The organism is Nonomuraea zeae (genome assembly GCF_005889725.1).
GTDB lineage: Bacteria > Actinomycetota > Actinomycetes > Streptosporangiales > Streptosporangiaceae > Nonomuraea > Nonomuraea zeae.
This window is the reverse complement of record NZ_VCKX01000042.1, coordinates 18,753-44,857: the sequence shown is the minus strand read 5'-3', so window position 1 is coordinate 44,857 and position 26,105 is coordinate 18,753. Positions and strand designations below refer to the sequence as shown.

26 protein-coding genes are annotated in these 26,105 nt (G+C 70.6%); 15 read left to right on the top strand and 11 right to left on the bottom strand.

What is annotated here, in order from left to right; translation table 11 throughout:
• Positions 1 to 9: 9 nt before the first annotated feature.
• Positions 10 to 663: a TetR/AcrR family transcriptional regulator gene (locus ETD85_RS16240; RefSeq protein WP_240779180.1), complete on the bottom strand. Its 654-nt coding sequence runs from the start codon at positions 661 to 663 to the stop codon at positions 10 to 12.
• A gap of 71 nt (positions 664 to 734) precedes the next feature.
• Between ETD85_RS16240 and ETD85_RS16235 the strand changes: the two genes are divergently transcribed.
• A complete protein-coding gene (locus ETD85_RS16235; RefSeq protein WP_240779177.1) occupies positions 735 to 2,147 on the top strand; it encodes a DHA2 family efflux MFS transporter permease subunit in 1,413 nt (470 codons plus the stop codon).
• On the opposite strand, the gene ETD85_RS16230 is transcribed toward ETD85_RS16235, so the two are convergent.
• Positions 2,108 to 3,988, bottom strand: a complete 1,881-nt coding sequence (locus tag ETD85_RS16230; RefSeq protein ID WP_138690536.1) for an ABC transporter ATP-binding protein — start codon at positions 3,986 to 3,988, stop codon at positions 2,108 to 2,110. The two genes, ETD85_RS16235 and ETD85_RS16230, sit on opposite strands and share 40 nt — an antisense overlap.
• A 35-nt stretch (positions 3,989 to 4,023) precedes the next feature.
• A complete protein-coding gene (locus ETD85_RS16225; protein WP_138690535.1) occupies positions 4,024 to 6,084 on the bottom strand; it encodes a PhoX family protein in 2,061 nt (686 codons plus the stop codon).
• Positions 6,085 to 6,213: 129 nt separating this feature from the next.
• Between ETD85_RS16225 and ETD85_RS16220 the strand changes: the two genes are divergently transcribed.
• The gene (locus tag ETD85_RS16220) at positions 6,214 to 6,636 is read left to right on the top strand and encodes a sterol carrier family protein (RefSeq protein ID WP_138690551.1); all 423 of its coding nucleotides are present in this window, start codon (positions 6,214 to 6,216) and stop codon (positions 6,634 to 6,636) included.
• On the opposite strand, the gene ETD85_RS16215 is transcribed toward ETD85_RS16220, so the two are convergent.
• The gene (locus tag ETD85_RS16215; RefSeq protein WP_170246708.1) at positions 6,633 to 7,922 is read right to left on the bottom strand and encodes a DUF4190 domain-containing protein; all 1,290 of its coding nucleotides are present in this window, start codon (positions 7,920 to 7,922) and stop codon (positions 6,633 to 6,635) included. The two genes, ETD85_RS16220 and ETD85_RS16215, sit on opposite strands and share 4 nt — an antisense overlap.
• A gap of 142 nt (positions 7,923 to 8,064) precedes the next feature.
• Here ETD85_RS16215 and ETD85_RS63140 point away from each other — a divergent pair, with 142 nt between their 5' ends.
• The 4 genes from ETD85_RS63140 to purM all read left to right on the top strand — a co-directional run bounded on the left by ETD85_RS63140 (position 8,065) and on the right by purM (position 11,833).
• Positions 8,065 to 8,472, top strand: coding sequence for a MarR family winged helix-turn-helix transcriptional regulator (locus ETD85_RS63140; RefSeq protein WP_170246707.1), 408 nt, complete (start codon positions 8,065 to 8,067; stop codon positions 8,470 to 8,472).
• A gap of 95 nt (positions 8,473 to 8,567) precedes the next feature.
• On the top strand, positions 8,568 to 9,314 hold the full coding sequence (locus ETD85_RS16205; RefSeq protein WP_138690532.1) for an SDR family NAD(P)-dependent oxidoreductase: 747 nt from the start codon (positions 8,568 to 8,570) through the stop codon (positions 9,312 to 9,314).
• Between the two features lie 51 nt (positions 9,315 to 9,365).
• The gene (purF, locus tag ETD85_RS16200; RefSeq protein WP_138690531.1) at positions 9,366 to 10,802 is read left to right on the top strand and encodes an amidophosphoribosyltransferase; all 1,437 of its coding nucleotides are present in this window, start codon (positions 9,366 to 9,368) and stop codon (positions 10,800 to 10,802) included.
• Complete coding sequence (gene purM / locus ETD85_RS16195) at positions 10,799 to 11,833, top strand: phosphoribosylformylglycinamidine cyclo-ligase (protein ID WP_138690530.1); 1,035 nt, start codon at positions 10,799 to 10,801, stop codon at positions 11,831 to 11,833. The genes purF and purM overlap by 4 nt, the downstream gene beginning before the upstream one ends.
• Positions 11,834 to 11,843: 10 nt before the next feature.
• Here purM and ETD85_RS16190 read toward each other — a convergent pair whose 3' ends face one another.
• Complete coding sequence (locus ETD85_RS16190) at positions 11,844 to 12,407, bottom strand: CGNR zinc finger domain-containing protein (protein WP_138690529.1); 564 nt, start codon at positions 12,405 to 12,407, stop codon at positions 11,844 to 11,846.
• Between the two features lie 85 nt (positions 12,408 to 12,492).
• Between ETD85_RS16190 and ETD85_RS16185 the strand changes: the two genes are divergently transcribed.
• Positions 12,493 to 13,350 carry an alpha/beta fold hydrolase gene (locus tag ETD85_RS16185; protein WP_138690528.1) on the top strand — a complete coding sequence of 286 codons (858 nt, stop codon included), beginning with the start codon at positions 12,493 to 12,495 and terminating at the stop codon, positions 13,348 to 13,350.
• A 118-nt stretch (positions 13,351 to 13,468) separates the two neighbouring features.
• Here the strand turns inward: ETD85_RS16185 and ETD85_RS16180 are convergent, their stop codons facing one another.
• A complete protein-coding gene (locus tag ETD85_RS16180) occupies positions 13,469 to 13,702 on the bottom strand; it encodes a DUF3073 domain-containing protein (protein WP_138690527.1) in 234 nt (77 codons plus the stop codon).
• A 152-nt stretch (positions 13,703 to 13,854) separates the two neighbouring features.
• Positions 13,855 to 14,934, bottom strand: a complete 1,080-nt coding sequence (locus ETD85_RS16175) for a Glu/Leu/Phe/Val family dehydrogenase (RefSeq protein ID WP_138690526.1) — start codon at positions 14,932 to 14,934, stop codon at positions 13,855 to 13,857.
• Positions 14,935 to 15,041: 107 nt separating this feature from the next.
• Here ETD85_RS16175 and ETD85_RS16170 point away from each other — a divergent pair, with 107 nt between their 5' ends.
• Both ETD85_RS16170 and bldC read left to right on the top strand, forming a co-directional pair.
• Positions 15,042 to 15,905, top strand: coding sequence for a DUF8083 family protein (locus ETD85_RS16170; RefSeq protein ID WP_138690525.1), 864 nt, complete (start codon positions 15,042 to 15,044; stop codon positions 15,903 to 15,905).
• Between the two features lie 322 nt (positions 15,906 to 16,227).
• Positions 16,228 to 16,431 (top strand): developmental transcriptional regulator BldC, encoded by a 204-nt coding sequence (bldC, locus tag ETD85_RS16165; RefSeq protein ID WP_013133571.1) that lies wholly within the window; start codon positions 16,228 to 16,230, stop codon positions 16,429 to 16,431.
• 145 nt (positions 16,432 to 16,576) lie between these two features.
• Here bldC and ETD85_RS16160 read toward each other — a convergent pair whose 3' ends face one another.
• Complete coding sequence (locus ETD85_RS16160; protein ID WP_138690524.1) at positions 16,577 to 17,149, bottom strand: TetR/AcrR family transcriptional regulator; 573 nt, start codon at positions 17,147 to 17,149, stop codon at positions 16,577 to 16,579.
• Positions 17,150 to 17,393: 244 nt separating this feature from the next.
• On the opposite strand from ETD85_RS16160, the gene ETD85_RS16155 reads away from it, so the two are divergent.
• The 4 genes from ETD85_RS16155 to ETD85_RS16140 all read left to right on the top strand — a co-directional run bounded on the left by ETD85_RS16155 (position 17,394) and on the right by ETD85_RS16140 (position 21,326).
• The gene (locus ETD85_RS16155) at positions 17,394 to 18,443 is read left to right on the top strand and encodes a LacI family DNA-binding transcriptional regulator (protein WP_379507122.1); all 1,050 of its coding nucleotides are present in this window, start codon (positions 17,394 to 17,396) and stop codon (positions 18,441 to 18,443) included.
• 120 nt (positions 18,444 to 18,563) lie between these two features.
• Positions 18,564 to 18,812 (top strand): hypothetical protein, encoded by a 249-nt coding sequence (locus tag ETD85_RS16150; RefSeq protein WP_138690523.1) that lies wholly within the window; start codon positions 18,564 to 18,566, stop codon positions 18,810 to 18,812.
• A gap of 97 nt (positions 18,813 to 18,909) precedes the next feature.
• Positions 18,910 to 19,737, top strand: coding sequence for an N-acetylmuramoyl-L-alanine amidase (locus ETD85_RS16145; protein ID WP_138690522.1), 828 nt, complete (start codon positions 18,910 to 18,912; stop codon positions 19,735 to 19,737).
• Positions 19,734 to 21,326, top strand: a complete 1,593-nt coding sequence (locus ETD85_RS16140) for a beta-N-acetylhexosaminidase (protein ID WP_138690521.1) — start codon at positions 19,734 to 19,736, stop codon at positions 21,324 to 21,326. Before ETD85_RS16145 ends, ETD85_RS16140 begins: the two co-directional genes overlap by 4 nt.
• A gap of 49 nt (positions 21,327 to 21,375) precedes the next feature.
• Here the strand turns inward: ETD85_RS16140 and ETD85_RS16135 are convergent, their stop codons facing one another.
• Together ETD85_RS16135 and ETD85_RS16130 are read right to left on the bottom strand one after the other, a co-directional pair.
• Positions 21,376 to 22,428 carry a quinone-dependent dihydroorotate dehydrogenase gene (locus ETD85_RS16135; protein WP_206058342.1) on the bottom strand — a complete coding sequence of 351 codons (1,053 nt, stop codon included), beginning with the start codon at positions 22,426 to 22,428 and terminating at the stop codon, positions 21,376 to 21,378.
• Positions 22,429 to 22,434: 6 nt separating this feature from the next.
• The gene (locus ETD85_RS16130) at positions 22,435 to 23,085 is read right to left on the bottom strand and encodes a response regulator (protein WP_138690519.1); all 651 of its coding nucleotides are present in this window, start codon (positions 23,083 to 23,085) and stop codon (positions 22,435 to 22,437) included.
• A gap of 32 nt (positions 23,086 to 23,117) precedes the next feature.
• Between ETD85_RS16130 and ETD85_RS16125 the strand changes: the two genes are divergently transcribed.
• Both ETD85_RS16125 and lpdA read left to right on the top strand, forming a co-directional pair.
• Positions 23,118 to 23,492 (top strand): tautomerase family protein, encoded by a 375-nt coding sequence (locus ETD85_RS16125; protein ID WP_138690518.1) that lies wholly within the window; start codon positions 23,118 to 23,120, stop codon positions 23,490 to 23,492.
• Between the two features lie 39 nt (positions 23,493 to 23,531).
• Positions 23,532 to 24,911 carry a dihydrolipoyl dehydrogenase gene (lpdA, locus tag ETD85_RS16120; protein ID WP_138690517.1) on the top strand — a complete coding sequence of 460 codons (1,380 nt, stop codon included), beginning with the start codon at positions 23,532 to 23,534 and terminating at the stop codon, positions 24,909 to 24,911.
• Between the two features lie 98 nt (positions 24,912 to 25,009).
• On the opposite strand, the gene ETD85_RS16115 is transcribed toward lpdA, so the two are convergent.
• Complete coding sequence (locus ETD85_RS16115) at positions 25,010 to 25,867, bottom strand: hypothetical protein (RefSeq protein ID WP_138690516.1); 858 nt, start codon at positions 25,865 to 25,867, stop codon at positions 25,010 to 25,012.
• Positions 25,868 to 26,105: the final 238 nt, after the last annotated feature.

The following is a 26,105-nucleotide window of genomic DNA, read 5'->3' as shown; positions in this document are numbered from 1 at the left end:
ATCGGCACTTTATCGCCTGGCCGCCAGCGCCTCTATGCCGCTGAGGACGAGATCGACGCCGAACGTGTCGTACACGTCCGGGGCCAGCCCGCCCGCCATCGGGCCGGCCATCTCCACGAGGTGGGGATACTTCTCGACGGGCAGCGACTGCAGGCCGAACTGCTTGCTCCTGACCCGCTGGGCGACCTCCTCGGTGGACTTGCCGGCCTCGAAGTGCACCGGCGCGTCGGCGATGGCGATCGCGCTCTGCAGCAGGTATTTGGTCAGCAGGCAGCTCTCCTCGGGGGTGAACCCGCCGGAGCGGGCCAGGCCGAGCGCGCGGTCCCAGACGTCCAGGAAGTTCGGCACCGCGACCGGGTCGATCTGCTCGATCACGTTCTTCGCGCAGGGGTGCGTGCGCAGCGTCCTGATCAGGCCCTCGGTGAGGTCGCGCAGCTGCTCCAGCCAGGGGCGCTCGTCGGCGGGCCCCGGCGCGAAGCCGCCGATCAGGTGGTCCGCCATGCCGAGCAGCAGCTGCTCCTTGTTCTTGTAGTGCCAGTAGAGGGCCATCGGGGTCACGCCGAGGTCCGTGGCCAGGCGGCGGATCGTCACGGCGTCGAGCCCTTCGGCGTCGCCGATCTCCAGGGCCCGCTCCGCGATCGCCTGCGCGGTCAGTTTTCCCATCACAGTTGACAACTATACGCCGTACAAGTTCCACTATACGTCGTACAAGTACGGCGTATAGGAGGAACATCGTGCGGTGGTGGGCACTGGGTGCGGTGACGTTGGGCACCTTCATGACGTATCTCGACAACAACGTGGGCAACGTCGCGTTGCCGACGATCCAGCGGGAGCTCGGGCTGACGATCTCCGGCCTGGAGTGGATCGTGAGCTCGTACATCCTGGTCTTCGCCGGGCTCATGCTGGCCGGCGGCCGGCTGGCGGACGTGTTCGGGGCGCGGCGGGTCTTTCTCGGCGGGCTGGCCGTCTTCACGGTGTCCTCGCTGGCCGCGGGGCTGGCCACCAGCGGCACGATGCTGATCGCGGCGCGAGCCGTGCAGGGGGTCGGCGCGGCCCTGCTCACGCCGACCGCGCTGGCGCTGATCAGCCAGATCTTCCCCGAGCCCGGTGAACGCGGCAGGGCCGTCGGCATCTGGAGCGCCGCGGGGGCGCTGTCCATGGCGCTCGGGCCCTTCGCGGGGGGCTTCATCAGCGAGAACCTGCACTGGGGCTGGATCTACCTGATCAACGTCCCGCTCGGGGTGGTGACCGTCGGCCTCGCGCTCTGGGCGATCAGGCCCGACCTCACCCGGGTACGGCGCAGCCTCGACCTGCCCGGCCTGGCGACCTCGGCGGTGGCCCTGTTCGCCCTGACCTACGCGCTCATCGAAGGCGGCACCGCGGGGTGGACCTCGCCGGAGATCCTGACCGCGTTCGGCGTGTTCGCGGCGGCCGGCGTGGCGTTCGTGCTGGTCGAGTCGCGGGCCGCGGAGCCGATGATCGTGGTGTCGCTGTTCAGGTCCAGGGTCTTCACCGGCGGGCTGCTCACCAGCGGGATCTGGTCGTTCGGCGTGTTCGGCATCTACTTCTTCAGCGCGCTCTGGCTGCAGAACGTGCTCGGCTTCTCCCCCACCGAGGCGGGCGCGGCGTTCGTGCCGATGGCGCTGGTCATGGGCGTGATCGCCATCCTGTCCCAGCGGGTCAGCGCGGCGATCGGCATCGGCCGCACGGTCGCGCTCGGGATGGCGCTCATGGGGACGGCGATCTACCTGATCTCCGGCGTGGGCGCCGACGGCGACTACGCGGACGTGGCCCCCTGGTTCCTGCTGTACGGCCTGGGCGGCGGCCTGCTCGTGCCGCTGACGGCCGCGGTGCTCAGCGGGATGCCCAAGGGCCGGACGGGCGTGGCCTCGGGCATGCTGAACGTGTCACGCGAGGTGTTCGGGCTGCTCGGCATCACGGTGCTCGGGGCGATCCTGAGCTCCAGGCAGAGCGGCAGCGACCGGGCGCCGCTGCTCGCCTTCCTCGACGCCTACCAGTTCACGCTGGTCATCGCGGCGGTCGTGGTGGTCGCGGCGATCCCGGTCGCGCTCTACTCGCTGCGGACGAGCCGCGCCCCCGAAGAGGTTCAGGCGGCCACGCCCGAGACCGTGGGGTCCTCGAACTGAGTGCGGTACAGCTCCTCGTAGCGCCCGCCCGCGGCGAGCAGGTCGGCGTGCGTCCCGCGCTCGGCCACCTGCCCGTCCTCGATCACGAGGATGAGGTCGGCGGCGCGGATCGTGGACAGCCGGTGGGCGATCACCACGGCGGTCCGGCCTTCCAGCGCCTCGCCGAGCGCCGCCTGGACCGCCGCCTCGGAGGTGGAGTCGAGTGCGGCGGTGGCCTCGTCCAGGATCACCACGCGCGGCCTGGCCAGCAGCAGCCTGGCGATCGTCAGCCGCTGGCGCTCGCCGCCGGACAGCCGGTAGCCCCGCTCGCCCACCACGGTGTCGAGCCCGTCGGGCAGCGACTCGATCAGGTTGGCCAGCCGGGCCCTGGTGAGCGCGTCCCAGATCTCCGCCTCGCTCGCCTCCGGCCTGGCCAGCAGCAGGTTCGCCCGGATCGACTCGTGGAACAGGTGGCCGTCCTGGGTGACCATGCCGAGCGTGTCGCGGATCGAGTCGGCGGTCAGGTCGCGCACGTCCACGCCACCGATCCGGACGGCGCCCGAGTCGGCGTCGTACAGCCGCGGCAGGAGCTGGGCGATCGTGGACTTGCCCGCGCCCGACGAGCCGACCAGCGCCACCATCTGGCCTGGCTCGGCGGTGAACGAGACGCCGTGCAGCACCTCTTCGCCGCCGCGCGAGTCGAGGGTGGCGACCTCCTCCAGCGAGGCGAGCGAGACCTTGTCGGCCGAGGGGTAGGCGAAGCGCACGTCGTCGAACTCGACCGACACCGGGCCGTCGGGGACCTCGCGGGCGCCGGGGCGCTCCTTGATGAGCGGCTCCAGGTCGAGCACCTCGAAGACGCGCTCGAAGCTGACGATCGCGCTCATCACGTCCATCCTGGCGCTGGCCAGGGCGGTGAGGGGGGCGTACAGGCGGGTGAGCAGCATGGCCATGGCGACCAGCGAGCCGGGCGCGAGCTCGGCGCGCAGCGCGTAGAAGCCGCCGAGCCCGTACACGAGGGCCAGGGCCAGCGCCGAGACCAGGGTCAGGGCGGTGACGAAGGCCGACTGGGTCATGGCGGAGCGCACCCCGATGTCACGCACCCGCCGGGCCCTGCTCGCGAACTCGGCCGACTCGTGCGCGGGCCGGCCGAACAGCTTCACCAGCGTCGCGCCGGGCGCGGAGAAGCGCTCGGTCATCTGGGTGCCCATGGCCGCGTTGTGGTCGGCCGCCTCGCGCCGCAGCCTGGCGATCCGCGTGCCCATCCGGCGGGCCGGCAGCACGAACACCGGCAGCAGCAGCAGCGCGAGCAGCGTGATCGGCCAGGAGATGCTGATCATCGCGATGAGCGTGAGCACGAGCGTCACGACGTTCCCGACCACGCCCGACAGGGTGTCGGTGAACGCCCGCTGCGCCCCGATCACGTCGTTGTTGAGCCGGCTGACCAGCGCGCCCGTGCGGGTCCTGGTGAAGAACGCGATCGGCATCTTCTGCACGTGGTCGAAGACGGCCGTGCGCAGGTCGAGGATCAGGCTCTCGCCGAGCCCCGCCGACAGCCAGCGGTTCAGCAGCCCGATCCCCGCCTCGGCGATCGCCAGGCCCGCGATCAGCACCGCCACCCCGACCACCACGTCCAGCGGCTCCGCCTTGAAGATGGCGTCGACCACCCGGCCGGCGAGCAGCGGAGAGGCCACCGCCAGGCCCGCCAGCACCACGCTGAGCAGCATGAAGAACGCCAGCCTGCGGCGGTGCGGCCGGGCGAAGGCGCCGATGCGCCGGAGCGTCACCCTGGACAGCGGGCGACGCTCCGGCCGGTTGTTCATCGAGTACAGCTGGTGCCAGGCGGTCATTTCCATGCTCATGGCACGGAACGCTATTGCCTCAAGTTAACTTGAGGTCAAGCGCCGACCTTCTTGCCCTTGCCGTGCCAGACCACCGCGACCGACGGGCGCGGCTGGTCGCCGTCGGGCCAGTGGCTGGAGGGGTTGTCAGGAGTGGCGCCGTCGGTCTCGCCCGGGTGCTGCACCGCGACGAACACGCTGAGCTGGTCCTGGCTGACCAGCGGGCCGCAGGTCTCGGCCCCGACCGGGACCGTGAGGAACTGGCGCAGGTGGCCGCGCTCCTTGCCGCGTACGGGCATCACGAACATGCCGTCGTTGCTGCCGAGCTGGTTGCCGTCGGTGGAGATCCACAGGTTGCCGTCACGGTCGAACGTCACGTTGTCCGGGCACGAGATCGGCGAGACCTTGGTCTTGTCGTAACCGGCGAAGTAGGTGCCGGGGTCGGCCGGGTCGCCGCAGACCAGCGGGAGCGACCAGGCGAACGTCCTCTCGCCCGCGTCGTCGCGCCGCTCGACGATCTCCAGGACGTGGCCGTGCTTGTTCGACGGGCGCGGGTTGGCCTCGTCCACCTGGGCCGCGGTGCGGTTGGTGTTGTTGGTCAGGGCCACGTACACGCCGCCGGTGACCGGGTTGCGCTCCATGTCCTCGGGGCGGTCCATCTTGGTGGCGCCCACCTTGTCGGCGGCCGTGCGGGTGTAGACGAGGACCTCGGCGGCGGTCATGCCGTCCACGTACGACTTGTCGCCCGAGACCAGCGGGATCCACTCGCCGGAGCCGTCGAACAGGCCGTCGGAGGGCAGCTTGCCCGACCCGTCGATCTCGGCGGCCGGGCTGTCGCCGGTGAACTTGGCCACGTACAGGGTGCCCTCGTCGAGCAGCGCCCGGTTGTGCCGGTCGAATCCGGGGATGTAGCGGTTCTTCGAGACGAACTTGTAGATGTACTCGAAGCGCGAGTCGTCACCCATGTACACGACCAGGCGGCCGTCGCGCGCCAGCGTCGTGGTGGCGGCCTCGTGCTTGAAGCGGCCGAGCGCGGTGCGCTTGATCGGCGTGCCGTCGGGGTCGAACGGGTCGATCTCCACGATCCACCCGAACCTGTTGGCCTCGTTCGGGTGCTTGGCCAGGTCGAAGCGCTCCTCGACGCGGTCGAACCTGCGGCTGCTCGACGGGGTGCCGGTCGTGATCGTGTAGCGGGAGATGTACGGCTTCTGCGCGTCCGGCACCTTGTCGCCGTTGACGAAGTACTGGTCGAAGTTCTCCTCGGCGGTCAGCACGGTCGCCCACGGGGTGGTGCCGCCGGAGCAGTTGTTCAGCATGCCGACGGGCGTGCGGCCCTGCGGGTCGGCCGCCGTCTTGAGCAGGTCGTGGCCCGCGGCGGGCCCGCTGAACTTCATGGTGGTCTGAGCGGTGACGCGCCGGTTGTAGCGGCGGCGTCCCTTGGTGACCAGCTTCCACTCGCCGGTGCGGCCGGCCCGCTCGATCTCCACGACCGAGCCGCCGTGCGCGGCCAGCGCGATCTTGATCTGCTCCTCGGTGGCCGCCGCGCCACCGGTGTAGCCGCGGAACATCAGGCTCTCGTCGGTGTACTCGTGGTTCACCCACATCAGGGCCCGGTCGCGGCCCAGCGGGAGGACCGTGACGTAGTCGCAGTTGTAGCCGAACTGCTTGTTCTGGGCGTCGGCGCTTTGGTTGTCGAAGTCGAACGCCGGCGCGTCGGGCAGCACCGGGTCGCCCCAGCGCACGACCACAGAGGAGCTGTAGCCGTCGGGGATGCGCAACGCGTCGTCCTTGTTCGGCGGCACCGCGGTGAACCGGATGTCGCCGCCGCCGTTCCTGGCCTCGGCGCCCGCGGCCGCCGGCTCGTCCGCCAGTGCCGGCATCGCCCCCGCCACGCCGGCACCCGCCACCAGAGCGCCGAGCGCGCCCGCGCGCAGCACGCCGCGGCGGGAGACCGCCTCCTTCACCACGTCGCCGAAGTAGGCGTTGCCGGTGGTGTTGGCCACGTCATGCGCGCACGCGTTGCCGCAGCGGAACTGACAGGTCAGCGCGGATCGGCCACCTTTGTGCGGGGTGGAAAGCAGCGGAAGCAGCCGCCGTCCCGCGTTGGGGTTCGCCACAGGTCCTCCATAAATGTGCGCGGTTGTACGGCGGGGACGCTACGGTCGCCGTCGAAACGAAAGGTGAACGACGACCTCCGTCTCGATGAACGCTTCCCGGGAGACAATGGTGAGGTGGCAGCACGCAAGATGGACCGGGAAAAACTGAGGTCGGCGCTCGACGGCCAGCTCGTCGCGCTCGACGAGCCCTCTTACGACGGACCTGACTCGGCCCTGCCCGACGCGCTCGTGGCGGCCGTGCTGTCCGCGTACGACCGCGGGCTCAAGCCGGAGCGCGACGCGGCCAGGCAGGCCGTGCGCCACCTGCTCGACCGGCTCGCCACCGCGGCGCCCGGCCGTACGGTGGAGGTGCGGGTGCCGCCTTACGCGGCCGTACAGGCCGTCGCCGGGCCCCGCCACACCCGCGGCACCCCGCCGAACGTGGTCGAGATGGACGGGCGCACCTGGATCGAGCTGGCGCTCGGCCGGTTGACCTGGGGCGAGGCCATGGCGAAGGGCGCCGTCCACGCGAGCGGCGCCCGTGCCGATCTGTCAGATCACCTGCCGCTCTAGCCGCGGCGGCCCATCCAGGGGAACTTCGACTCGAAGCAGCGGTCGGCGAGCTGGCCGGGCAGGTGGGCGCATTCCTGGACCACGTTCCAGAACCAGATGGCCACGATCGCGAAGAGGATCAGCGCGAGCGCGCTGATCACGATGCCGGCTATGGCGCGGCCCTTGCCCACGTGCTTGGCGAGCGCGACGCAGCCGAAGACGATCGACAGGATGGCGGTGATCACGCCGGTGAAGCAGACGAAGACCAGGAAGGGGCTGGCCACGCCGAGGACCAGTGAGGCCGTGGCCAGGCCGCTGCCCGGCGCGGCGGCGGGCTGGTACGGGCCTCCGTAGGGGCCGCCGGTGTGCGGCGGCGGGCTGTATCCGGGCGGGCCGCCATACGGGCTGGAGGGCGTCGTGCCCGGGACGGCCGGCTCCTGGTCCTGCGGGGACGGGGGCGTGCCGTGGTACGGCGTGCTGGGGCCGCCCGGGTACGGCGGCGCGGGTTCGCCCCGGTGCGGCGTGGCCGGCTCCCCCTCGCCGCCCTGGGGCGTCCGCGAGCCCCAGCCGCTCGGAGGCGGTGCTCCCGGGCCCGGCAGGGTCCGCTCGCCGGGTTGTTCCGCGGGTCGTTCCATGGGCCGGGTCTCTTCTGCGGGCGGGACGCCGGGGCCCCGCTCCGGAGGCGGCGTCCCCCCTGGGGCGCTCGCTCCCGGCGGCGCGAAGCTGGGCTGGTCGCCCTGCTCGTAGCGGGACGGGGTCGGCCGGGCCGGCGGCTCGTCCTCGGACGGCGTGCCCTCCCAGCCGGGGTACGACGGGGTGGCGCCGGGAATCGGGAACACCTGGGTCGCCTCCGCGTCGCCACCTGTCGGCTGTGGGGTCTCCGGTGAGCTGGGCAGGTCCGGATGGGTGGGCTTGCCGGTCGGCCTGGGCTCGTGGATCGGCGGCACGTCGGGACGCGGCACCACGGGCGGGGCGGGCTCGATCGGCTCCTCCCCGTCCCTCCGCGGCTCTTCCTGGGGCCCGCCCTGCGGCTCGCCCGAGGACCCGCCCCGCGGCCCGCCCGAGGATCCGCCCTGCGACTCCCAGCGGGACTCGGACTCGTCGGGCGGCGGGCCCTCGCCGCCCGACCCGGGCGGCCGGCCCTCGCGGCCCTCACGGCCCTCTAGCGGGTCCTCCTCCAGCATGCCCTCGCTCCACCATTCGGGCGTGTGCTGCGGTGGCGTGGGGCCGGGCTCGCCCTCTTCTGGACGGCCCCGGCGCGGATCCTGCCCCGATCGGGGCTCGTCCGGGTTCCCAGGTGTGGTCACGTCTGCGTCTCCCGATGGGTCGGCATGCCGGATACTTCACCCTTTCGCGGAAGCCGTCGGCCAAACCACGCGACACGGTAAGAGCGGCTCCATCCTTGGGTCACCATGCGCCAAAGCGGCAGGCGGCGGGCAAGATGAGTGCATGCTGGACGAGACCCTGACGTACGCGCTGATCAAGGTGGTCAAGACGCACCGCAACCAGCTGGCCGCGGCGCTGGTCCCGCTCGGCCTGCACGTCGGGCAGGAGCTGCTGCTCAACCAGCTCTGGAAGGAGGACGGCCTCACCCAGGGCGAGCTCATCGCCAGGCTGGGCGTGGAGCCGCCGACCGTCACCAAGACGCTGCAGCGCCTGGAACGGGCGGGCATCGTCTACCGCGCCCCCGACCCCGACCGGCCGCGCGTGGGCCGCGTCCACCTCACCGAGACCGGCAAGGCGCTGCGCGAGCCGGTCGAGGCGATCTGGGCCAAGATGGACGAGGACCTCGTGAGCGGCTTCGACGCCGCCGAACGCGACCTGCTCGCCCGCCTGGTGCGGGCCATCCCCCGCTGAGCCGCCCCTTTTCACTACAAGCGAAAACGGCTTGCGCTCAAGGCCGCCCCTCAAGTTAGCTGGCTAATTAGTCGGCTAATCAAGGAGTGAAACCCATGCACGTGCTGATCACCGGCGGCTCGTCGGGCATAGGCGCCGCGACCGCGCTCGCGTACGCCGCCACCGGCGCCCGCGTCACGATCACCTACAACACGGGCGCGGACCGCGCGGCCGAGATCGTCAAGCGGATCGAGGAGGCGGGCGGCGAGGCGGCGGCCGTGCACCTGGATCTGTCGGACCACTCGACCATCGCGCCCGCCGCGGCCCAGGCGGGGCCGGTGGACGCGCTCGTGGCCAACGCCGTGCGCTGGGGGGAGGTCATGCCGGGCAGCGTCGCGTTCGAGGAGGTGCCGGCCGCCGAGTGGTCGGCCGCCATGCACGCCAACGTGGTCGGCAACGCCCTGCTGGTCCAGGCCGTGCTGCCCGGGATGCGGCGCGCGGGATGGGGGCGGATCGTGTTCGTCTCCTCGGGGATCGCCGAGGAGGGCGTGCCGGGGCCCGGGCCGTACGGGACCGCCAAGATGGCCCTGCACGGGATGGCCCGCGCCCTGGCGTGGGAGGCGGGCAAGGACGGCATCCTGGTCAACGTGGCGGTGGCCGGGCTCACCATCACGGGCGCGCAACGCCCGATCCCGCAGGAGGTCCTGGACGGGCTCGCCGCCCGCACGCCCACCCGCCGGCTCTCGACGGCGGACGACATGGCGGCGCTGATCGTCTTCCTCGGTTCGGGGGCCAACCGCAACCTCACCGGAGAGATCATCCGCGACGGCTCCAATGCGGGCAGGTCAGCCCACGCCCTCTGATCTCGCACCCGGGTGCGCGAGCACGGAAGCCCTCGACCTAGACTGAGGCATGTGCTGAAGGGCGACGGCCGGCTCGGCCATGATCTGGACCCCCACGACCGCGCACCTAAAGACGCCTGTGGCGTCTTCGGCGTCTGGGCCCCAGGCGAGGAAGTTTCCAAACTCACCTACTACGGGCTGTACGCGTTGCAGCACCGCGGCCAGGAGTCCGCGGGCATCGCGGTCAGCGAGGGGAGCCGCATCCTCGTCTACAAGGACATGGGTCTGGTCGCCCAGGTCTTCGACGAGTCCGTGCTCGGCACCCTGCGCGGCCACCTGGCCGTCGGGCACTGCCGCTACTCCACGACCGGGTCGAGTGTGTGGGAGAACGCTCAGCCGACGCTCAGCTCCACCGACGTCGGCGGTCTCGCACTGGCCCACAACGGCAATCTGATCAACACTCCGGAGCTGGCCCAGCGCCTGGCTCCGGGCTCCACCAGGGCGACCACCGACACCGAGGTGCTCACCACGCTCCTCGCCCAGGACCGCACCCGCTCCATCGAAGACTCGGCCGCGGAGCTGCTGCCGCAGGTCAAGGGCGCCTATTCGCTGGTCTTCATGGACGAGAAGACGCTCTACGCCGCCCGTGACCCGCAGGGCATCCGCCCGATGGTCCTCGGCCGCCTGGAGCGCGGCTGGGTGGTGGCCTCGGAGACGGCCGCGCTCGACATCGTGGGCGCCACGTTCGTCCGCGAGATCGAGCCGGGCGAGCTGCTCACCATCGACGAGCGCGGCGTCAGGTCGCGCAGGTTCGCGCTGGCGGAGCCGAAGGGCTGCCTGTTCGAGTACGTCTACCTCGCCCGCCCCGACACCACCATCGCGGGGCGCGGCGTGCAGGTCACCAGGGTCGAGGTCGGCCGGGTGCTGGCCCGCGAGCACCCCGTGGAGGCCGACCTGGTCATCCCGACGCCCGAGTCGGGCACCCCCGCCGCCGTCGGCTACGCCGAGGAGAGCGGGATCCCCTACGGCCAGGGCCTGGTGAAGAACTCCTACGTGGGCCGCACGTTCATCCAGCCCTCGCAGACGATCCGCCAGCTCGGCATCCGGCTCAAGCTCAACCCCCTGCGGGAGGTCGTGCAGGGCAAGCGCCTGGTCGTGGTGGACGACTCGATCGTGCGCGGCAACACGCAGCGCGCCATCGTCAAGATGCTGCGCGAGGCGGGAGCGCGCGAGGTGCACGTACGCATCTCCTCGCCGCCCGTGGCCTGGCCGTGCTTCTACGGCATCGACTTCGCCACCAGGGCGGAGCTGATCGCGGGCTCGCTGACGGTCGAGGAGATCAGGGCCTCGCTGGGCGCCGACTCGCTCGGCTACATCTCCCTGGAGGGCCTCACCAAGGCCACCACCATCCCGGGCGACAAGCTCTGCAGGGCCTGTTTCACCGGCACCTACCCCATCCCGATCGACCAGGACAACGTCGGCAAGTTCGTGTTGGAGACCAAGGCGTGAGCAATCGCAACACCTACGAGGCCGCCGGTGTGGACATCGAGGCCGGCGAACGCGCCGTCGCCCTGATGAAGGACAAGGTGGCGCGCTCCCGCAGGCCCGAGGTGGTGGACGACGTCAGCGGGTTCGCCGGCCTGTTCGACGCCTCGGCCCTGCTGCGCTACCAGCGGCCGCTGCTCGCCTCCTCCACCGACGGCGTCGGCACCAAGGTCATGATCGCCCAGCAGTACGGCAAGCACGACACGATCGGCATCGACCTGGTCGGCATGGTCCTCGACGACCTCGTGGTGTGCGGCGCCGAGCCGCTGTTCATGACCGACTACATCGCCTGCGGCAAGGTCGTCCCCGAGCGCATCGCCGAGATCGTCGGCGGGGTCGCCGAGGGCTGCCGCCTGGCCGGGGCCGCGCTGGTGGGCGGCGAGACTGCCGAGCACCCCGGGGCCATGGGGCCGGACGAATACGATCTGGCCGGCGCCGGCACGGGCGTCGTGGAGGCCGCCGACATGCTCGGGCCGTCCAAGGTGGCGGCCGGTGACGTGGTGCTGGGCCTGGCGTCCTCGGGGATCCACTCCAACGGCTACTCGCTGGTGCGGCACGTGCTGCGCGAGTCCTCGCTGTCCCTCGACGCCGTGCTGCCCGAGCTGGGGCGGCCGCTGGGCGAGGAGCTGCTGGAGCCCACGCGCATCTACTCGCTCGACTGCCTGGAGCTGGCCCGCAAGGTCGAGGTGCACGCCTACGCGCACGTCACCGGCGGCGGGCTGGAGGGCAACCTGTCCAGGTCGCTGCCCGGCCACCTGGACGCGCTGCTGGACCGCTCGTCCTGGACCCCGCCCGCGATCTTCGGGGTGCTGGCGGGCCACGGCGAGATCGCCCAGCGGGACATGGACCGCACGTTCAACCTCGGGGTCGGGATGGTGGCCCTGGTGGCGCCCGAGTCGGCCGACGAGGCGATCCGGCTGCTGGCCGGCCGGGGGCTGGACGCGTGGGTGCTGGGCGAGGTCGTCCCGGGTGACGGCGAGGCCCGCTACCGGTGACCCCGGGCGGTCAGGCGGTCGGCTTGTGGCGCTGGTAGTAGCGCGCCACGCGGATCCGGTTGCCGCAGAGCTCGGGTGAGCACCAGCGGCGCCTCGGGTGCGCCGGCAGGAAGAGCATCCGGCACTGCGGCGCCTCGCACTGGCGCACCTTGCCCACGCCCGGGTCCGTGAGCAGGGCCAGGGCTGCTTCGGCGAGCTGGGTGCGCAGGCGGTCCAGATCGCTGCCGTCCCTGCGGGTGCCGCCGGCCAGGACCGCGCCCCTGGCCTCCAGGTAGGAGTAGGACGGCGCGGCTTTCAGCGCCTCGTTGAGCGCGGCGATCGCCTCAGCGGGCGCGGGCACGGCCTGGCGTACCGCGTCCAGGGCCGACTCCACGTGGCCGCGCAGCTCGCGGAGCGCCGCCAGGTCGGCGCGGGTGAGCGGGCGCCCGGGCGCGGCGAGGCGGCCCGACTGCTTCGCCAGCCAGGATTGGAACGTGCCGGACGTGGCGAGCGCGTCGTATTCGGCCCCCGAAGGGGTGTTGGCGCGCGTGTTGACCAGATCCAGCGCGAGGGGCTCTCCCGTCAGTAACTCCATGGACCTAACGGTACATCCAGTTGTTGACGCATTAGGTGCGTTTCGCTATAACTAATGCATCTTTTCCGCTGAAAGGGATGTGGCGATGGAGATCAGGCACGGGTTCATGGACGTCGAGGGGGTGCAGGTCTTCTACCGGGAGACCGGGCCGGCGGACGGGGTGCCGGTGCTGCTGCTGCACGGGTTCCCGTCGGCCTCGCACCAGTACCGGCGGCTCATGGAGACCCTGGGCGACCGCCACCGGCTGATCGCGCCGGACTATCCAGGGTTCGGGCACACGCGGACGCCCGACGGCTTCCGCTACTCCTTCGAGCGGCTCGCCGACGTCATCGGGGGATTCGTGGAGCGGGCCGGGCTCGGGCGGTTCGTGCTGTACGCCTTCGACTTCGGCGGCCCGGTCGGGTTCCGGCTGGCGCGGCGGCACCCCGAGTGGATCTCCGCGCTGATCGTCCAGAACGCCAACGCCTACACCGAAGGGCTCTCCGAGACCGCCTGGCAGACCGTCCACGCGCGGGCCGAGGACCTGCACGACCTGTTCACGCTGCCGGTCACGCGCGGCCAGTACGAGACGGGCGCCACCGACCCGTCGCTGATCGCGCCCGACGGCTGGACGCTCGACCAGCACTTCCTCGACCTGCCCGGCCGCAAGGAGGCGCAGCTCGCACTCGCCCTGGACTACAGGTCCAACCTGGAGCTCTATCCCGCCTGGCAGGAGTGGCTGCGCGAGCACCGGCCGCCCACGCTGGTGCTGTGGGGGCGAGGGGATGCGATCTTCCTGGAGCCCGGCGCGCACGCCTACACGCGGGACGTGCCGGAGGCGGAGGTGCACGTGTGGGACACGGGACACTTCGCGCTGGAGGAGAAACTGCCCGAGATCGCGCCGGTCATCTCGGCCTTCCTGGAACGGCTGCCACGTGACGCACCAGGAGAAGCCGTCGCGTGACGTCCTGAAAAGGGCCGCCACGTGACGAAAGCCCCACGGTCGCCCGTGGGGCCCGACGAACGTGAGCGAGGATCCGGCGCAGGCACCGGGCCCTCGGCCACATCAACCAGGAGAGCGGCTAGCGACCGCCGCCAGTGCGGCCGTCGTCGTCGTCTCCCGTGCCATAGTCATCGGCGTAATCCGCATAGCGATCCGCCAGCTCATCGTTGAGGTCGTCGGCGTCGTCGTCACTGCGGCTGGGGTCTCCGACCCCGAGTTCGTCGCGAAGACGTTCAAGATCCGTGCCACCGCTGTTGTACTTCAGCTGGCGAGCAACCTTGACCTGCTTGGCCTTTGCTCGGCCGCGCCCCATTGGCTCGACCCCCTCGTGTGGGGTCGTCCCCGACCCCTCGTCGCTAACGCACCACACACTGACGCCGCCTGATTTTTGGGCGTCAGCCTATCGTTCGCCTATTACCGTACCTGTTTTGTGCCCAGCTCGGTACGTCGTATGGGCGTGGGGCGTCAGTGGCCTAGCCAAATGGCCCGAATCCGCCCGACTTCCGACATTCTGCGCTCGGCCAGCCTATCCGCTGCGACCGCCGGAGGAACGCCCTCGTCGGCGGCGATCGCGAAGATCTTCAGAGTCGTGTCGTAGATCTGGGCCGCCTTGGATCTGGCTCGTTCCATGTCGAAACCGCCGATCTCATCGGCCACCTGGATCACACCTCCCGAATTGACCACGTAGTCGGGCGCGTACAGGATCCCGCGCTCGGCGAGCTGCTTCTCCACCCCGGTGTGGGCGAGCTGGTTGTTGGCCGCGCCGCAGACGATCTTCGCCTTGAGCGTGGCCGCCGCCGTGTCGTCCAGGGCCCCGCCCAGGGCACAGGGGGCGAACACGTCGATGTCGGCCGAAGCCAGCGCCCGGGCGTCGGCCACCACGTCCACCTCCGGATGGCGCACGCGTACGCGTTCAACCGCCCGGGGGTCGACGTCGCAGATCACGACCTCGGCGCCGTCTTCGCGCAGGAGGCCGACCAGGCGGTGGCCCACCTTGCCGACGCCTTCGACGCCGACTCTCCTGCCGTGCAGCGACGGCGTGCCGAAGACGCGCTCGGCCGAGGCGCGCATGCCCTGGAACACCCCGAAGGCCGTCAGGATGGACGAGTCGCCCGCCCCGCCGTTGGCCAGCGTGCGGCCCGTCACGAAGCGTGACTCGCGGCCGACGATGTCCATGTCCTCGCTGTAGGTGCCCACGTCGCAGGCGGTGATGTAGCGCCCGCCCAGCGACTGCACGAACCTGCCGTAGGCGCGCAGCAGCGCCTCGCTCTTGTCACGCGCCGGGTCGCCGAGGATGACGGCCTTGCCGCCGCCCAGGTCGAGTCCGGCCAGCGCGTTCTTGTAGGCCATGCCCTTGGCCAGGTTGAGCACGTCGGCCAGGGCCGCCTGCTCGCTCTCGTACGGATAGAACCGGGTCCCTCCGAGGGCCGGCCCCAGCGCCGTGTTGTGGATGGCGATGATGGCACGCAGGCCGCTCTGCTCGTCGGCGCAGAACACGACCTGCTCGTGGACGTCCTTGTGGGACGCTCCGAAGACGTCGGTCACGGTAGTGACTCCCTGTCCGGTCCACCGCTCCATTGCGGCGGAGATCACCTCACAGCGTAGTAAGCCACAACGGTGCATGCAGGTGCTCTTCGTGACACGATGCCTCCGTGCTGCCCTATGCCGCCTACCTCCGCGTCTATGAGCCACTGACCGCGTTCGCCGAGTCCGAGCGCAAGGTGTGGGCCGACTACGCCGACTCCCGTGACCGCCCGCGCCGCGCGAACGCGCTCAATGCGGAGCACGGCGAGTCCGTCATGCGCCTGCTCGGCATGCCCCCTCAACCCGTTCCCGCCCAGGAGAGCCCCAACGCCTATCTCCGGCGTGTTGAGGACCGGTTGTACGTGTGTCCCTGGCAGAGCCGTCTTCGCTCGTGGCTGGCCTTCTCAAGGCTGCGTGGCACCACTCCCGTGAAGGTGATGGACCACCTCGTGCCCAAGGCCATCGCGGAGCAGACCGCCGACGACTTCGACAAGTTCAAGCGGAAGGCCGGTTCGTCCGCGTTGCGTACGCACATTCGCACCACGGCGTGGCATGTGCCGCCATCGTGGTTCGTGCCGTTTGATGGGAACGAGCGCTGGCTGGTGCTCGGCTCCTCCGCCCCAGGACAGGACGTGACGACGGCTACCGGGCGCAACCTCATCTATGTCACCTCCATGGCCCAGGCCAGGAGGCGGGCGGCGCGTGCGCTCAACGTCCTGCGCAGGCACCTGGGCGACGTGTCGTCCAACTTCGACGTGGAGGACATCGCGAGGTGGCTGGAGGAGTTCCACCCGCACTCGCTGGTGGAGCTCGACTACGGCGGTCTCGTGCACCTCATGAACGACGACGCGTTGCAGGCGGACCAGTCCGTGGCGGAGCTCGCGGCCTCTCTGACGGGGCTGGACACGGGTCAAGAAGAACTTGCCTACGCCATGTACCAGAGGGTGATCCTCCGGTGGAAGTCAATGCAACAGTTGGAATCTGCCAACTGAACCCCAATACGGCCGTCTGACCTGCATGAGTAGGTCACGACTCGCGGCTGCTCTCTTCTGCGAACTGAGTAGTTTGCCGTTTTCACTGCGATACCACGAACCGTGTCGCTAGAATCACCGAGCGTGACATCGCCATGGGGGCGGGCAGTTGGGTCAAAGAAGGGCTCGCCAATCGCTCTGCGTGGCGGTATGGTCACATCGGGTGATGCCGCATATGGCTCAGAAAAGCCGCACGCTCTGCGCCATAGGGGGACATCCGTGACACGCGCAAAGGCAGTCACAGGATCGCTAAGCCGGTCCACACGGAGGAGAGGCCGCACAAATGTCAGCTCGTACACCCGAGGCCGAGCCACTGCTCACGCCCGCTGAGGTCGCGACCATGTTCAGGGTCGACCCCAAGACCGTTACGCGGTGGGCCAAGGCGGGCAAGTTGACGTCGATTCGTACCCTCGGCGGTCATCGGCGTTACCGGGAGACCGAGGTCCGGGCACTGCTCGCGGGGATTCCGCAGCAGCGCTCGGAGTAGTCGGAGGGGTCGTCACCGACCTCAGGGGGGTTGAAGGGTGGACCAGGCGCACTGGGGCCCGGTCCACCACTTGTGACGACGTGATGTCGTGAGGGAAAGTTGGCGCCGCCCGCCCGGCGCCATCCTTCCCCTTCGCTGAGCCTCGCTACGCGAGCTGCTCCAGCAGCCTGGCCACGTCGGGGTCATAGGACGCGGCCACGCCCAGCAGCGCCACCATGTGGTCGACGAGCATCTTCTCGAGCGTCGATCGTTCCACGTCTCGATGCTCCAGCCAGTCGAGGCCCGCCGTCTCCACGGAGGCGATCCACGACCGCAGGGTCGTGCGCAGCACCGGGCTCGGATCCTCCACGCGCATCTGCCGCTGGATGAGGCGGAAGAGCCGCTGGCGGACGCCTTCGACGATCTCGCCGACCTCGCCCGCCCTGTTGGCCGGGCCGCCGCGCAGTAATGCGGCGAAACCGGCCGCGTGCTCCTCGACGAAGTCGAAGTACCGCCTGAGCCCGGAGGCCAGCTCGTCGAGCGGCCTGCCGCCCTCGTGCGGCCGCAGCCGGGACTCCAGCTGCTCCGCCGCGCTCCTCAGCGCGGCCACGTAGAGCTCCTGCTTGCCACCGAAGTAGTGGTAGACCAGGGCCCGCGAGGCGCCGGCCGCCGAGGCCACGTCATCGATCGAGACATCTTCCGCGTCGCGTGTGCTGAACAGCTCCAGAGCGGCTGCCATCAGCTCCTCGCGACGTCGGTCCACACTGAGCCTGCGCCGTGCCGGCCGTGCCGTCTCGGCTGACTTCCCGGGTGTCACACCTGCACAGTATCCGACGGTGTGCCCGGGGCTGACGTGTGACGATCCAGTCAATATCCCCCTTATCGCGGGATGGACTCAGTTGATCAGTTAGTAACCCGTACCCTGCGGCGGACTCGATCGTTTGGTGAGACAGGTGCCCATTTCCGCATCGCGGGGGAGACACATGTCAGGACCGCCCGTCAACACTTCAACCATCGCTGAGCTCAGAGAGGTAGACGCACTGCCTCGGCCCAGACCCACCATCCGCAACGTCGCCGAGCGAGCCGGCGTCTCGAAATCGCTGGTCTCACTCGTGCTACGCGGTTCCCCGCACGTGAGTGAGCACCGGCGCCAGGCCGTGCTCCAGGCGGCCCGCGAGCTCGGCTACCGGCCGAACGCGGTCGCGAGGAGCCTGGTCGAAGGTCGTACACACCTGGTGGGCGCGCTCGTCGCCGACCTGCACAATCCGTTCTACGCCGAGTTCCTCGACGGTCTGCAGGAGAGCCTGCACGGCGACGGGCTGCGCATGCTGATCGGGAACAGCCAGTGGGACCCGGCGTTCGAGGACGAGGCCGTGGAGGCCTTCCTCGAGCTCAGAGTCGACGGGCTGGTCCTGCTGGGCATCGCACCGACCAGCGAGACGCTGATCGAGGCCACCGCCTACACCCCGACCGTCGTCGTAGGGGAACGTGACATCGAGCTCGACGGAGTCGACATCGTGGTCGACGACGACCAGCTCGGCGCCCGCCTGGCCATCGACCATCTGGTCGAGCTCGGCCACAAGCGGATCGCGCACATCGAGGGCGCCAGGTCCTCACGCTGCGAGGGTTACCTCGTGGCGATGCGCAGGCACTCGCTGGCGCCGTACATCATGGTCGAGGCCGCCGAGTCGACAGAGGACGGCGGCAGAGAGGCCGCGCTCGCGCTGCTGACCCGCGACCCGAGGCCGACTGCGATCTTCGCGGCCAACGACGCGGTGGCGCTGGGCGTGCTGTCCGCCGCCGCCGAGCTGGACCTGCGCGTGCCGGAGGACCTCTCGGTGATCGGCTACGACAACACGCATCTGTCGGCCTCTCGCCACATCTCGCTGACCTCTGTCGACCAGCCTCGCCGCGCCATGGGCAGGTCGGCCGCCGCGCTGCTCAGCGACCGGATCGGGGATCCTGCCAAGGTCGCGCGCCTGCGGGAGGTCCGCCCGGAGCTGATCGTGCGACGGAGCACGGGTCCGGCCTAAGAGAGCGCCAAACCTGAGTCAAGCCGTGAGGCGGCGCGGCCTCACGGCGGTTTACTCGTCAGGGTCATGCTAATTGTGGCCGGTTCGGTCCGGTCACGATCTGATCCGGGGGGAACAGTCATGCGTGATCCGGAATTGGTGTCCTGCGCCCAGCGCGCCGCGGCCGAGCTAGAGCGCGCCTGGGGGCACTGGCGAGCGAACAGGGGACGGGGCATCGACGGCGGCGCGGAGTCCGTCGCCAGCTATGTCGCCCACTCGCTCGATCATCCATGGGGCCGCCCCCGCGTCGTTCTCGGGCTCGACGCCGAGGACGCGCGGGAGCTGGCCGCCCTGCTCGAACGGCAGGAGGTCGGCGAGCACGTCTGGTGAGGGGCCCGCGAGCCAGGTGAGGGCGTACGGCGCGGCGCACGCGCCGTACTTGGCATAAGACGGGCTTGAGCTCCTGCTTTGCCGTAGGTTGGACGGCATGCGTGCTCTACCAGCCTCAGTCCTCGCCGTTTGCGGCCTGATCGCCTCCGCGTGCGGCGGCGCCGGCTCCGGTGGCGCCGCGGCAGGTCAGGCCGCCCCCGCGACCGCGGCGGCGCAGGCCTCTACGGCCGGCACACCCGCGCAGCAGGCCCCGCCGGAGGCCAAGCCGCTCGACGGCAAGGTCATCGTCATCGACCCCGGCCACAACGGCGGCAACTTCCGCAACCCGAAGGCCATCAACCGCAAGGTCAACGTGCTGACCCAGTGGAAGGCCTGCGACACGACCGGCACGTCCACGAACAACGGCTACACCGAGGCCGCCTTCACCTGGGACGTCTCCAAGCGCCTGGTCAAGATCCTCGAACGCCGCGGCGCCAAGGTGAAGCTGACCAGGTCCGACAACGACAGCGTCGGGCCCTGCATCACCCAGCGGGCCGCGATCGGCAACAAGGCCCGCGCCGACGCCGCCATCTCCGTGCACGCCGACGGCTCCGCACCGGCCAACCACGGCTTCCACGTGATCATGCCCAAGAAGATCAACGGGCCGGTCGACAAGGTCGTGGGCGCCTCCAGCAAGCTGGGGATCGCCATCCGCGACTCCTACGCCAAGGGCACGGGCCTGCCCTACTCCACCTACATCGGCACCAAGGCGCTCGACTACCGCAACGACCTCGGCGGGCTCAACCTGTCGACGGTGCCGAAGGTGTTCCTGGAGTCCGGCAACATGCGCAACGCCGCAGAGGCGGCCAAGTTCCAGGACCCCAAGTTCCGGCAGAAGATCGCGGTGGCGCTGGCGAACGGATTGCAGCACTATCTCAAACCATGATTCCTCGCCCTGCGCTGCTCAATGATCTTTCCGGCTCTTGTGAGCTGACCTCGGGCGCGACGGTGTCCGGCGATCTGGCCGACGCCGTACGCCTCGCGCTGCCCACGCTCGACCTGCGTCCCGGCGACTCCGGCGACATCGACGTGCGCCGGGATCCCGCGCTCGGCCCTGAGGCCTACCGTTTGACGACCGGCTCGCGGGGCGCCGAGATCGTGGCCGGCGGGCGGGCGGGGGCGTTCTACGCGGCGCAGTCGCTGCACCAGTTGCTGCCCGACGCCTCCTACCGGTTCTCCACCGGCGCGGCCTGGCCCCTTCCCGGAGTACGGATCGAGGACGCGCCCCGGTTCGCCTGGCGTGGGCTGCACCTGGACGTGGCGCGGCACTTCTTCCCCAAGCGGGAGGTCCTGCGCCTGATCGACCTCATGGCGATGCACAAGCTAAACCGCCTGCACCTCCATCTGGTGGACGACCAGGGCTGGCGGGTGGAGAGCAGGGCCTATCCGCTGCTGCACGAGGTCTCCTCCCACCGGCCGCGGACGGCGACCAACTACTACAAGGAGCCGGACGCCTACGACGACCTGCCGCACGGCGGCTACTACTCGCTCGCGGACCTGGCGGAGATCGGCGCCTACGCCCGCTCCCGCTGCGTCACGGTCGTCCCCGAGATCGACGTGCCCGGGCACGCGTCGGCGATCCTGGCCGCCTACCCGGCGCTCGGGGCGACCGGGGAGCGCTACGACGTGCTGGACCGGTGGGGCATCTCCCCCGCGATCCTGTCGCCGCTGCCGCCGACCGTCGAGTTCCTGACCACGATCTTCGACGAGGTGATCGGGGCGCTGGGCGAGACCCCGTACGTGCACATCGGCGGCGACGAGGTGGTGCTCGACCACTGGGCGGAGTCGGCGGAGATCAACGCCTACCGTGACTCGCTCGGCCTGGCCACCACGAACGACCTGCAGGCGTGGTTCCTGCGCCGGCTCGCGGACGCGCTGGCCGAGCGCGGCTCCAGGGCCGTGGTGTGGGACGAGGCGTTCGTCAGCGGCGGGCTGCGGCAGGACACGCTGGTGATGCCGTGGCGCGGCATGGGCGTGGGCCGCCGGGCCGCCGCCGCGGGGCACGACGTGATCGCGACGCCGGTGTTCCCGCTGTACTTCGACTACGCGGAGGCGGCCTCGGCCGACGAGCCGATGGCCATCGGCGACGCGACCACGGTGGCGGACGTGGCCGCGTTCGCGCCCGCGCCGGCGGACTGGGCCGAGGAGGAGCGCGAGCGCGTGATCGGTGTCCAGGCGCAGCTCTGGACCGAACGCGTGCCGGACGCGCGCACGGTGGACTACCGCCTGTGGCCGCGGGCCTGCGCGCTCGCCGAGGTGGCCTGGTCCGGCGCGGCCGCCCCCGACTTCACCGGGCGGCTGCGGGAGCATCTGGGGCGGCTGGACGCGATCGGCGTGGAATATCGGCCGCTCGCCGGGCCCCACCCCTGGCAGCGGCGGCGCCCGCACCGGCCGAGCGGCGTCCAGGTCAGGGACGTCATGGACCGCATCGACGCCATGACACACAGCGCGGAGTCGACCAGACCGAGCGTGTGAGCGTCAGCGGGCGGGCCGCTCGCCGGCGACCCGGCGCCGGGGCCCTGGATCAGGCGGTGCGGCCGACGGCCTCGGCGACCGACTTGAGGCCGTGGCGGCGTACGCGGCGGGCCAGCTGGCGGTGGATGCGCGCGGCCCACAGCGGGCCACCGTAGATCCAGCCGGTGTAGCCCTGCACCAGCGTCGCGCCCGCGAGGATGCGCTCCCAGACGTCGTCGACGTCCTCCACCCCGCCCGCCGACACCAGCGTGAGCCGGTCGCCGGTCTTGGCCCGCAGGCGGCGCAGCACCTCCAGCGAGCGGGACTTGAGCGGCCGGCCCGACAGCCCGCCGGTCTCGCCCTTGTGCCTGATCGTGGTGTTGGTGGCGATGATGCCGTCGAGGCCCAGCTCGACCGCGAGGTCGGCGACCGCGTCCACGTCCTCGTCCGCGAGGTCGGGCGCGATCTTGACCAGCAGCGGCGTGCGCCGGGGCGTGCCGTCGGCGACCTCCTTGACCGCGGTGAGCAGCGGCCGCAGGAGTGAGACCGCCTGGAGGTTGCGCAGCCCGGGGGTGTTGGGCGAGCTGACGTTGACCACCAGGTAGTCGGCCAGCGGCGCGAGCGTCCTGGCGCCGGCCACGTAGTCGGCCACGGCCTCGGACTCGGGCACGACCTTGGTCTTGCCGATGTTCACCCCGACCACGACGGGCAGGCTGCGGGTGCGGCGCAGCCTGCGGGCGGCGGCCACGGCGCCGGCGTTGTTGAAGCCCATCCTGTTGATCACCGCCCGCTCCCCCACCTGCCTGAACAGGCGCGGGCGCGGGTTGCCCGGCTGGGCGTGCGCGGTGATGGTGCCGACCTCGACGAAGCCGAAGCCGAGCGCGGCGATGCCCTCGGCGCAGGCGGCGTCCTTGTCGAAGCCGGCGGCCAGCCCGAGCGGCCCTGGGAAGTGCACGCCGAACGCGCTGACCCGCAGCGCCGGGTCGTGCGGCGCGAGCGCCCGATGCAGCAGCCGCTTGAGCAGCGGCAGCCGCGAGAGGAGCGCGAGGGCGCTCACGGTCAGATGGTGCACGGCCTCGGCGTCGAAACGTCGCAAGACCTGCATGAACACGAGGCGATACATCACGGGTCAGGCTACCAACCCGGCCTCGTAGGCGATGATCGCGGCCTGTACGCGGTTGCGTACGCCGAGCCGGGTGAGGATGGCGCTCACGTACGCCTTCACCGTGCCCTCCACGATGTGCATCTCCCGCGCGATCTCCGCGTTGGACATCCCGGCGCCGACCAGGCCCAGGACCTCCCGCTCGCGCTCGGTGAGCCTCTCTATCCGGTCGCGGGCCCGCGCGCCCTTGGCCATCCGGCCGCCGGAGAGCTGGGCGATGACCCGCTGGGCGACCGTGGGCGAGAGGTAGGCGGCCCCGCCGGCCACCGCGTGGATCCCCGCGATCAGCTCGCGCGGGTCGCCGGACTTGAGCAGGAACCCGCTGGCCCCGACGTCGAGCGCCTTGGCGATGTAGTCGTCCTCCCCGAATGTGGTCAGCATCACCACGGCCGTGTCCGGCGCGACCCTGCGCAGCTCGGCCGCCGCCCCCAGGCCGTCGAGCCTGGGCATGCGGATGTCGAGCAGCGCCACGTCGGGCCGGTGCCCGATGGCCAGGTCGACGGCCTGCCTGCCGTCGCCCGCCTCGGCCACCACCTCCAGCGACGGGTCGGAGGCCAGGATCGCCCGGACACCGGCCCGGATCATGGCCTCGTCGTCGGCCAGAAGTATGCGGATCACGCCTTCTATCTTGACGTCCTATATTGGCGGGCATGGCACAGGTGAAGGTGTACGGGCGCAGGGACGTGTGGGCGGGGCGCCAGAAAGAGGTCTCCGACCTGCTCCAATCCTGCCTGGTCGAGGCGTGGGGGCTGCCGGAGGACAAGCGGTTCCACCGGTTCCTGCTCCTGGACGAGGACGACTTCGTGGCTCCGCAGCGGGGCCCGGGCTACCTGATCATCGAGATCGTCTGCTTCACCGGCCGCAGCGACGACGCCAAGCGGGCCCTGATCCGGGAGATCTACCGGAAATCCGGATACGACCCCCAAGACGTGGAGATCACCATCATCGAGATGCCCAAGGTCAACTGGGGGATCCGCGGGGTTTGCGCTGATGAGCTCGACCTGCCGTACAAGGTGGAGGTGTAGGTTCGGGGGCAGCGGCGGCCGGACGGTATGGTCCGACTCATGAGCACTCACTATGACGTCGTCGTTCTCGGCGCGGGTCCGGGAGGATACACGGCCGCGGTCCGCGCCGCCCAGCTCGGGCTGCGCACCGCGGTCATCGAGGAGAAGTACTGGGGTGGCGTCTGCCTGAACGTGGGCTGCATCCCGTCCAAGGCGCTGCTGCGCAACGCCGAGCTGGCGCACATCTTCCACAACGAGGCCAAGACCTTCGGCATCACCGGCGAGGTGAGCTTCGACTACGGCGCGGCCTTCTCGCGCAGCCGCAAGGTGGCCGACGGGCGGGTCAAGGGCGTTCACTACCTGATGAAGAAGAACGCCATCACGGAGTACGACGGCCGCGGGACGTTCCTGGACGCGAACACGATCCAGGTCAACGACGAGACGATCACGTTCTCCCACTGCATCATCGCCGCCGGGGCCACCACCCGGCTGATCCCCGGCACGCAGTTGTCCGAGCGGGTGGTGACGTACGAGGAGCAGATCCTGACGGAGGAGCTGCCCCGGAGCATCATCATCGCGGGCGCGGGCGCGATCGGCGTGGAGTTCGCGTACGTGCTGCACAACTACGGCGTCAAGGTGACGATCGTCGAGTTCCTCGACCGGGTCGTGCCGCTGGAGGACGAAGAGGTCTCCGCCGAGCTGGCCAAGCGCTACAAGCGCCTCGGCATCGAGGTGCTGACCTCGACCCGCGTGGACGGCATCGACGACACCGGCTCCTCCGTCAAGGTCACGGTCACCAAGGGCGACCAGACGCAGGTGCTCGAGGCCGACAAGGTCATGCAGGCGATCGGCTTCCAGCCGCGGGTCGACGGCTACGGCCTGGAGAAGACCGGCGTGGCGCTGACCGACCGCGGCGCCATCGCGGTCGACGGCCGCTGCCGGACGAACGTGCCGCACATCTTCGCCATCGGCGACGTCACCGCCAAGCTGATGCTGGCCCACGCCGCGGAGTCCATGGGGATCATCGCCGCCGAGACGATCGGCGACGCGGAGACCATGGAGCTCGACTACGTGATGATCCCCCGGGCCACCTACTGCCAGCCGCAGGTGGCGAGCTTCGGCTACACCGAGGCGCAGGCGCGCGACCTGGGCTATGACGTGAAGGTGGCGAAGTTCCCCTTCACGGCCAACGGCAAGGCCCACGGCCTCGGCGACACCGCCGGGTTCGTCAAGATCATCAGTGACAACACGCACGGTGAGCTGCTCGGCGCCCACCTGATCGGCCCCGAGGTCACCGAGCTGCTGCCCGAGCTGACGCTGGCCCAGCAGTGGGACCTGACCGTGCACGAGGTGGCGCGCAACGTCCACGCGCACCCGACGCTCGGCGAAGCGGTCAAGGAAGCCGTCCACGGCCTCGCCGGACACATGATCAACATGTGACGACCGGATGATCGGTGCGGCGGACCGCGCCGATCACGCCGGCGGCTCAGTCGCTCGGCCCAGTCGCTCGGCTCAGTCATTCGGCTCAGTCACTCGGCTCAGTCGCTCGGTTTCGGTGCCGGTATCGGTGCCGGTTTCGGGGCCGACTCCAGGCTCTGGCCCGCCTCGATGGCCTCGCGCAGGCTCTCGGTGAGGACGTCGGCCTGGTCGGTCAGCTCCCGCAGCCCCTCGGCGTCGCCGGTCTGCGCCAGCAGGTCCCGATAGCGATCGTTGCTCTTCTGCAGCTCGTGGGCGCGCAGCGCCGAGTCGGCCGCCCGGACCCGGCTCGCGTACACCTCCAGCTCCCACACGCGCTCGGTGACGGCCGCCACCGAGCGCTCCAGGGCCTGCCGCTGCGGTTCGAGCACGGCCGCGAGCTCGGGCGTCATCAGCTCCTTCATCGCCTCGGCCTGCTCGGCGCGCAGCGCCGCCTGGGTACGCAGGAGGCGGGCGACGTCCCACAGCCGGCCGGGCAGCACCACGTCGTTGGCGATGGCGTCGAGCAGGCCCAGCCGGTGCACCCGGGAGGCGGACACGTCCTCGATCGCCTGCCGTGCCCTGGTCAGCAGGCTGAGGCCGGTGGGGTCGAGGGTCGCGGGGACGACGTAGCGGCCGGCGTAGCGGCGGGTCAGCCGCTCGTGCCTGCCGCTGCCCGCGACGCCGGAGAAGAGGACCGCGAGGAGGAAGACGAACACGGCCGCGATCCCGGCCGTCTCGTGGCCACTCTCGAAGGCCAGCACGGCGAGCACGGGCGCGCTCACCGCGGCGACGGCCGAGAAGCTCCCGAACAGGAGCCGCACCCAGCGCGACGGCTCGGGGTCCGGGCGGCCGAGCAGCGGCGTCGCCCCGGACAGGCGCCACCGGTCCCGGCCGGGAATCGCCGGGTCCACGATCGGCTCGTTGATCCAGTCCCCCACGCGCGGCACCTCCCGCCCCTGTCTCATCGCCATCCTGACCGTGCGCGATCCAGCCCGCCAGACCTTTTCGACAGTTATCGGCGCCTTGCGGCCTTTGCCCCGCCCCTTCGAGCACACCGCACACAACCGCGCCGATCCAGCAGGGTGGTGTGCGAATGTCGTGCAGATGTGGTGCATGAGGAACCTCAGCGAGTGACCCCGCCGGCTCGCGCCCGGGCCGGCGGGCCCATGGCTGAAA

Coding starts and splice junctions, on each gene's coding strand:
- bldC (WP_013133571.1), top strand. CDS start 16,228: ATGTCAGCTCGTACACCCGAGGCCGAGCCACTGCTCACGCCCGCTGAG.
- ETD85_RS16150 (WP_138690523.1), top strand. CDS start 18,564: ATGCGTGATCCGGAATTGGTGTCCTGCGCCCAGCGCGCCGCGGCCGAG.
- ETD85_RS16135 (WP_206058342.1), bottom strand. CDS start 22,428: ATGTATCGCCTCGTGTTCATGCAGGTCTTGCGACGTTTCGACGCCGAG.
- ETD85_RS16220 (WP_138690551.1), top strand. CDS start 6,214: ATGGACCGGGAAAAACTGAGGTCGGCGCTCGACGGCCAGCTCGTCGCG.
- ETD85_RS16230 (WP_138690536.1), bottom strand. CDS start 3,988: ATGAGCATGGAAATGACCGCCTGGCACCAGCTGTACTCGATGAACAAC.
- ETD85_RS16240 (WP_240779180.1), bottom strand. CDS start 663: ATGGGAAAACTGACCGCGCAGGCGATCGCGGAGCGGGCCCTGGAGATC.
- ETD85_RS16180 (WP_138690527.1), bottom strand. CDS start 13,702: ATGGGGCGCGGCCGAGCAAAGGCCAAGCAGGTCAAGGTTGCTCGCCAG.
- ETD85_RS16155 (WP_379507122.1), top strand. CDS start 17,394: ATGTCAGGACCGCCCGTCAACACTTCAACCATCGCTGAGCTCAGAGAG.
- ETD85_RS16140 (WP_138690521.1), top strand. CDS start 19,734: ATGATTCCTCGCCCTGCGCTGCTCAATGATCTTTCCGGCTCTTGTGAG.
- lpdA (WP_138690517.1), top strand. CDS start 23,532: ATGAGCACTCACTATGACGTCGTCGTTCTCGGCGCGGGTCCGGGAGGA.
- ETD85_RS16125 (WP_138690518.1), top strand. CDS start 23,118: ATGGCACAGGTGAAGGTGTACGGGCGCAGGGACGTGTGGGCGGGGCGC.
- ETD85_RS16190 (WP_138690529.1), bottom strand. CDS start 12,407: ATGGAGTTACTGACGGGAGAGCCCCTCGCGCTGGATCTGGTCAACACG.
- ETD85_RS16205 (WP_138690532.1), top strand. CDS start 8,568: ATGCACGTGCTGATCACCGGCGGCTCGTCGGGCATAGGCGCCGCGACC.
- ETD85_RS16145 (WP_138690522.1), top strand. CDS start 18,910: ATGCGTGCTCTACCAGCCTCAGTCCTCGCCGTTTGCGGCCTGATCGCC.
- ETD85_RS16160 (WP_138690524.1), bottom strand. CDS start 17,149: ATGGCAGCCGCTCTGGAGCTGTTCAGCACACGCGACGCGGAAGATGTC.
- ETD85_RS63140 (WP_170246707.1), top strand. CDS start 8,065: ATGCTGGACGAGACCCTGACGTACGCGCTGATCAAGGTGGTCAAGACG.
- ETD85_RS16185 (WP_138690528.1), top strand. CDS start 12,493: ATGGAGATCAGGCACGGGTTCATGGACGTCGAGGGGGTGCAGGTCTTC.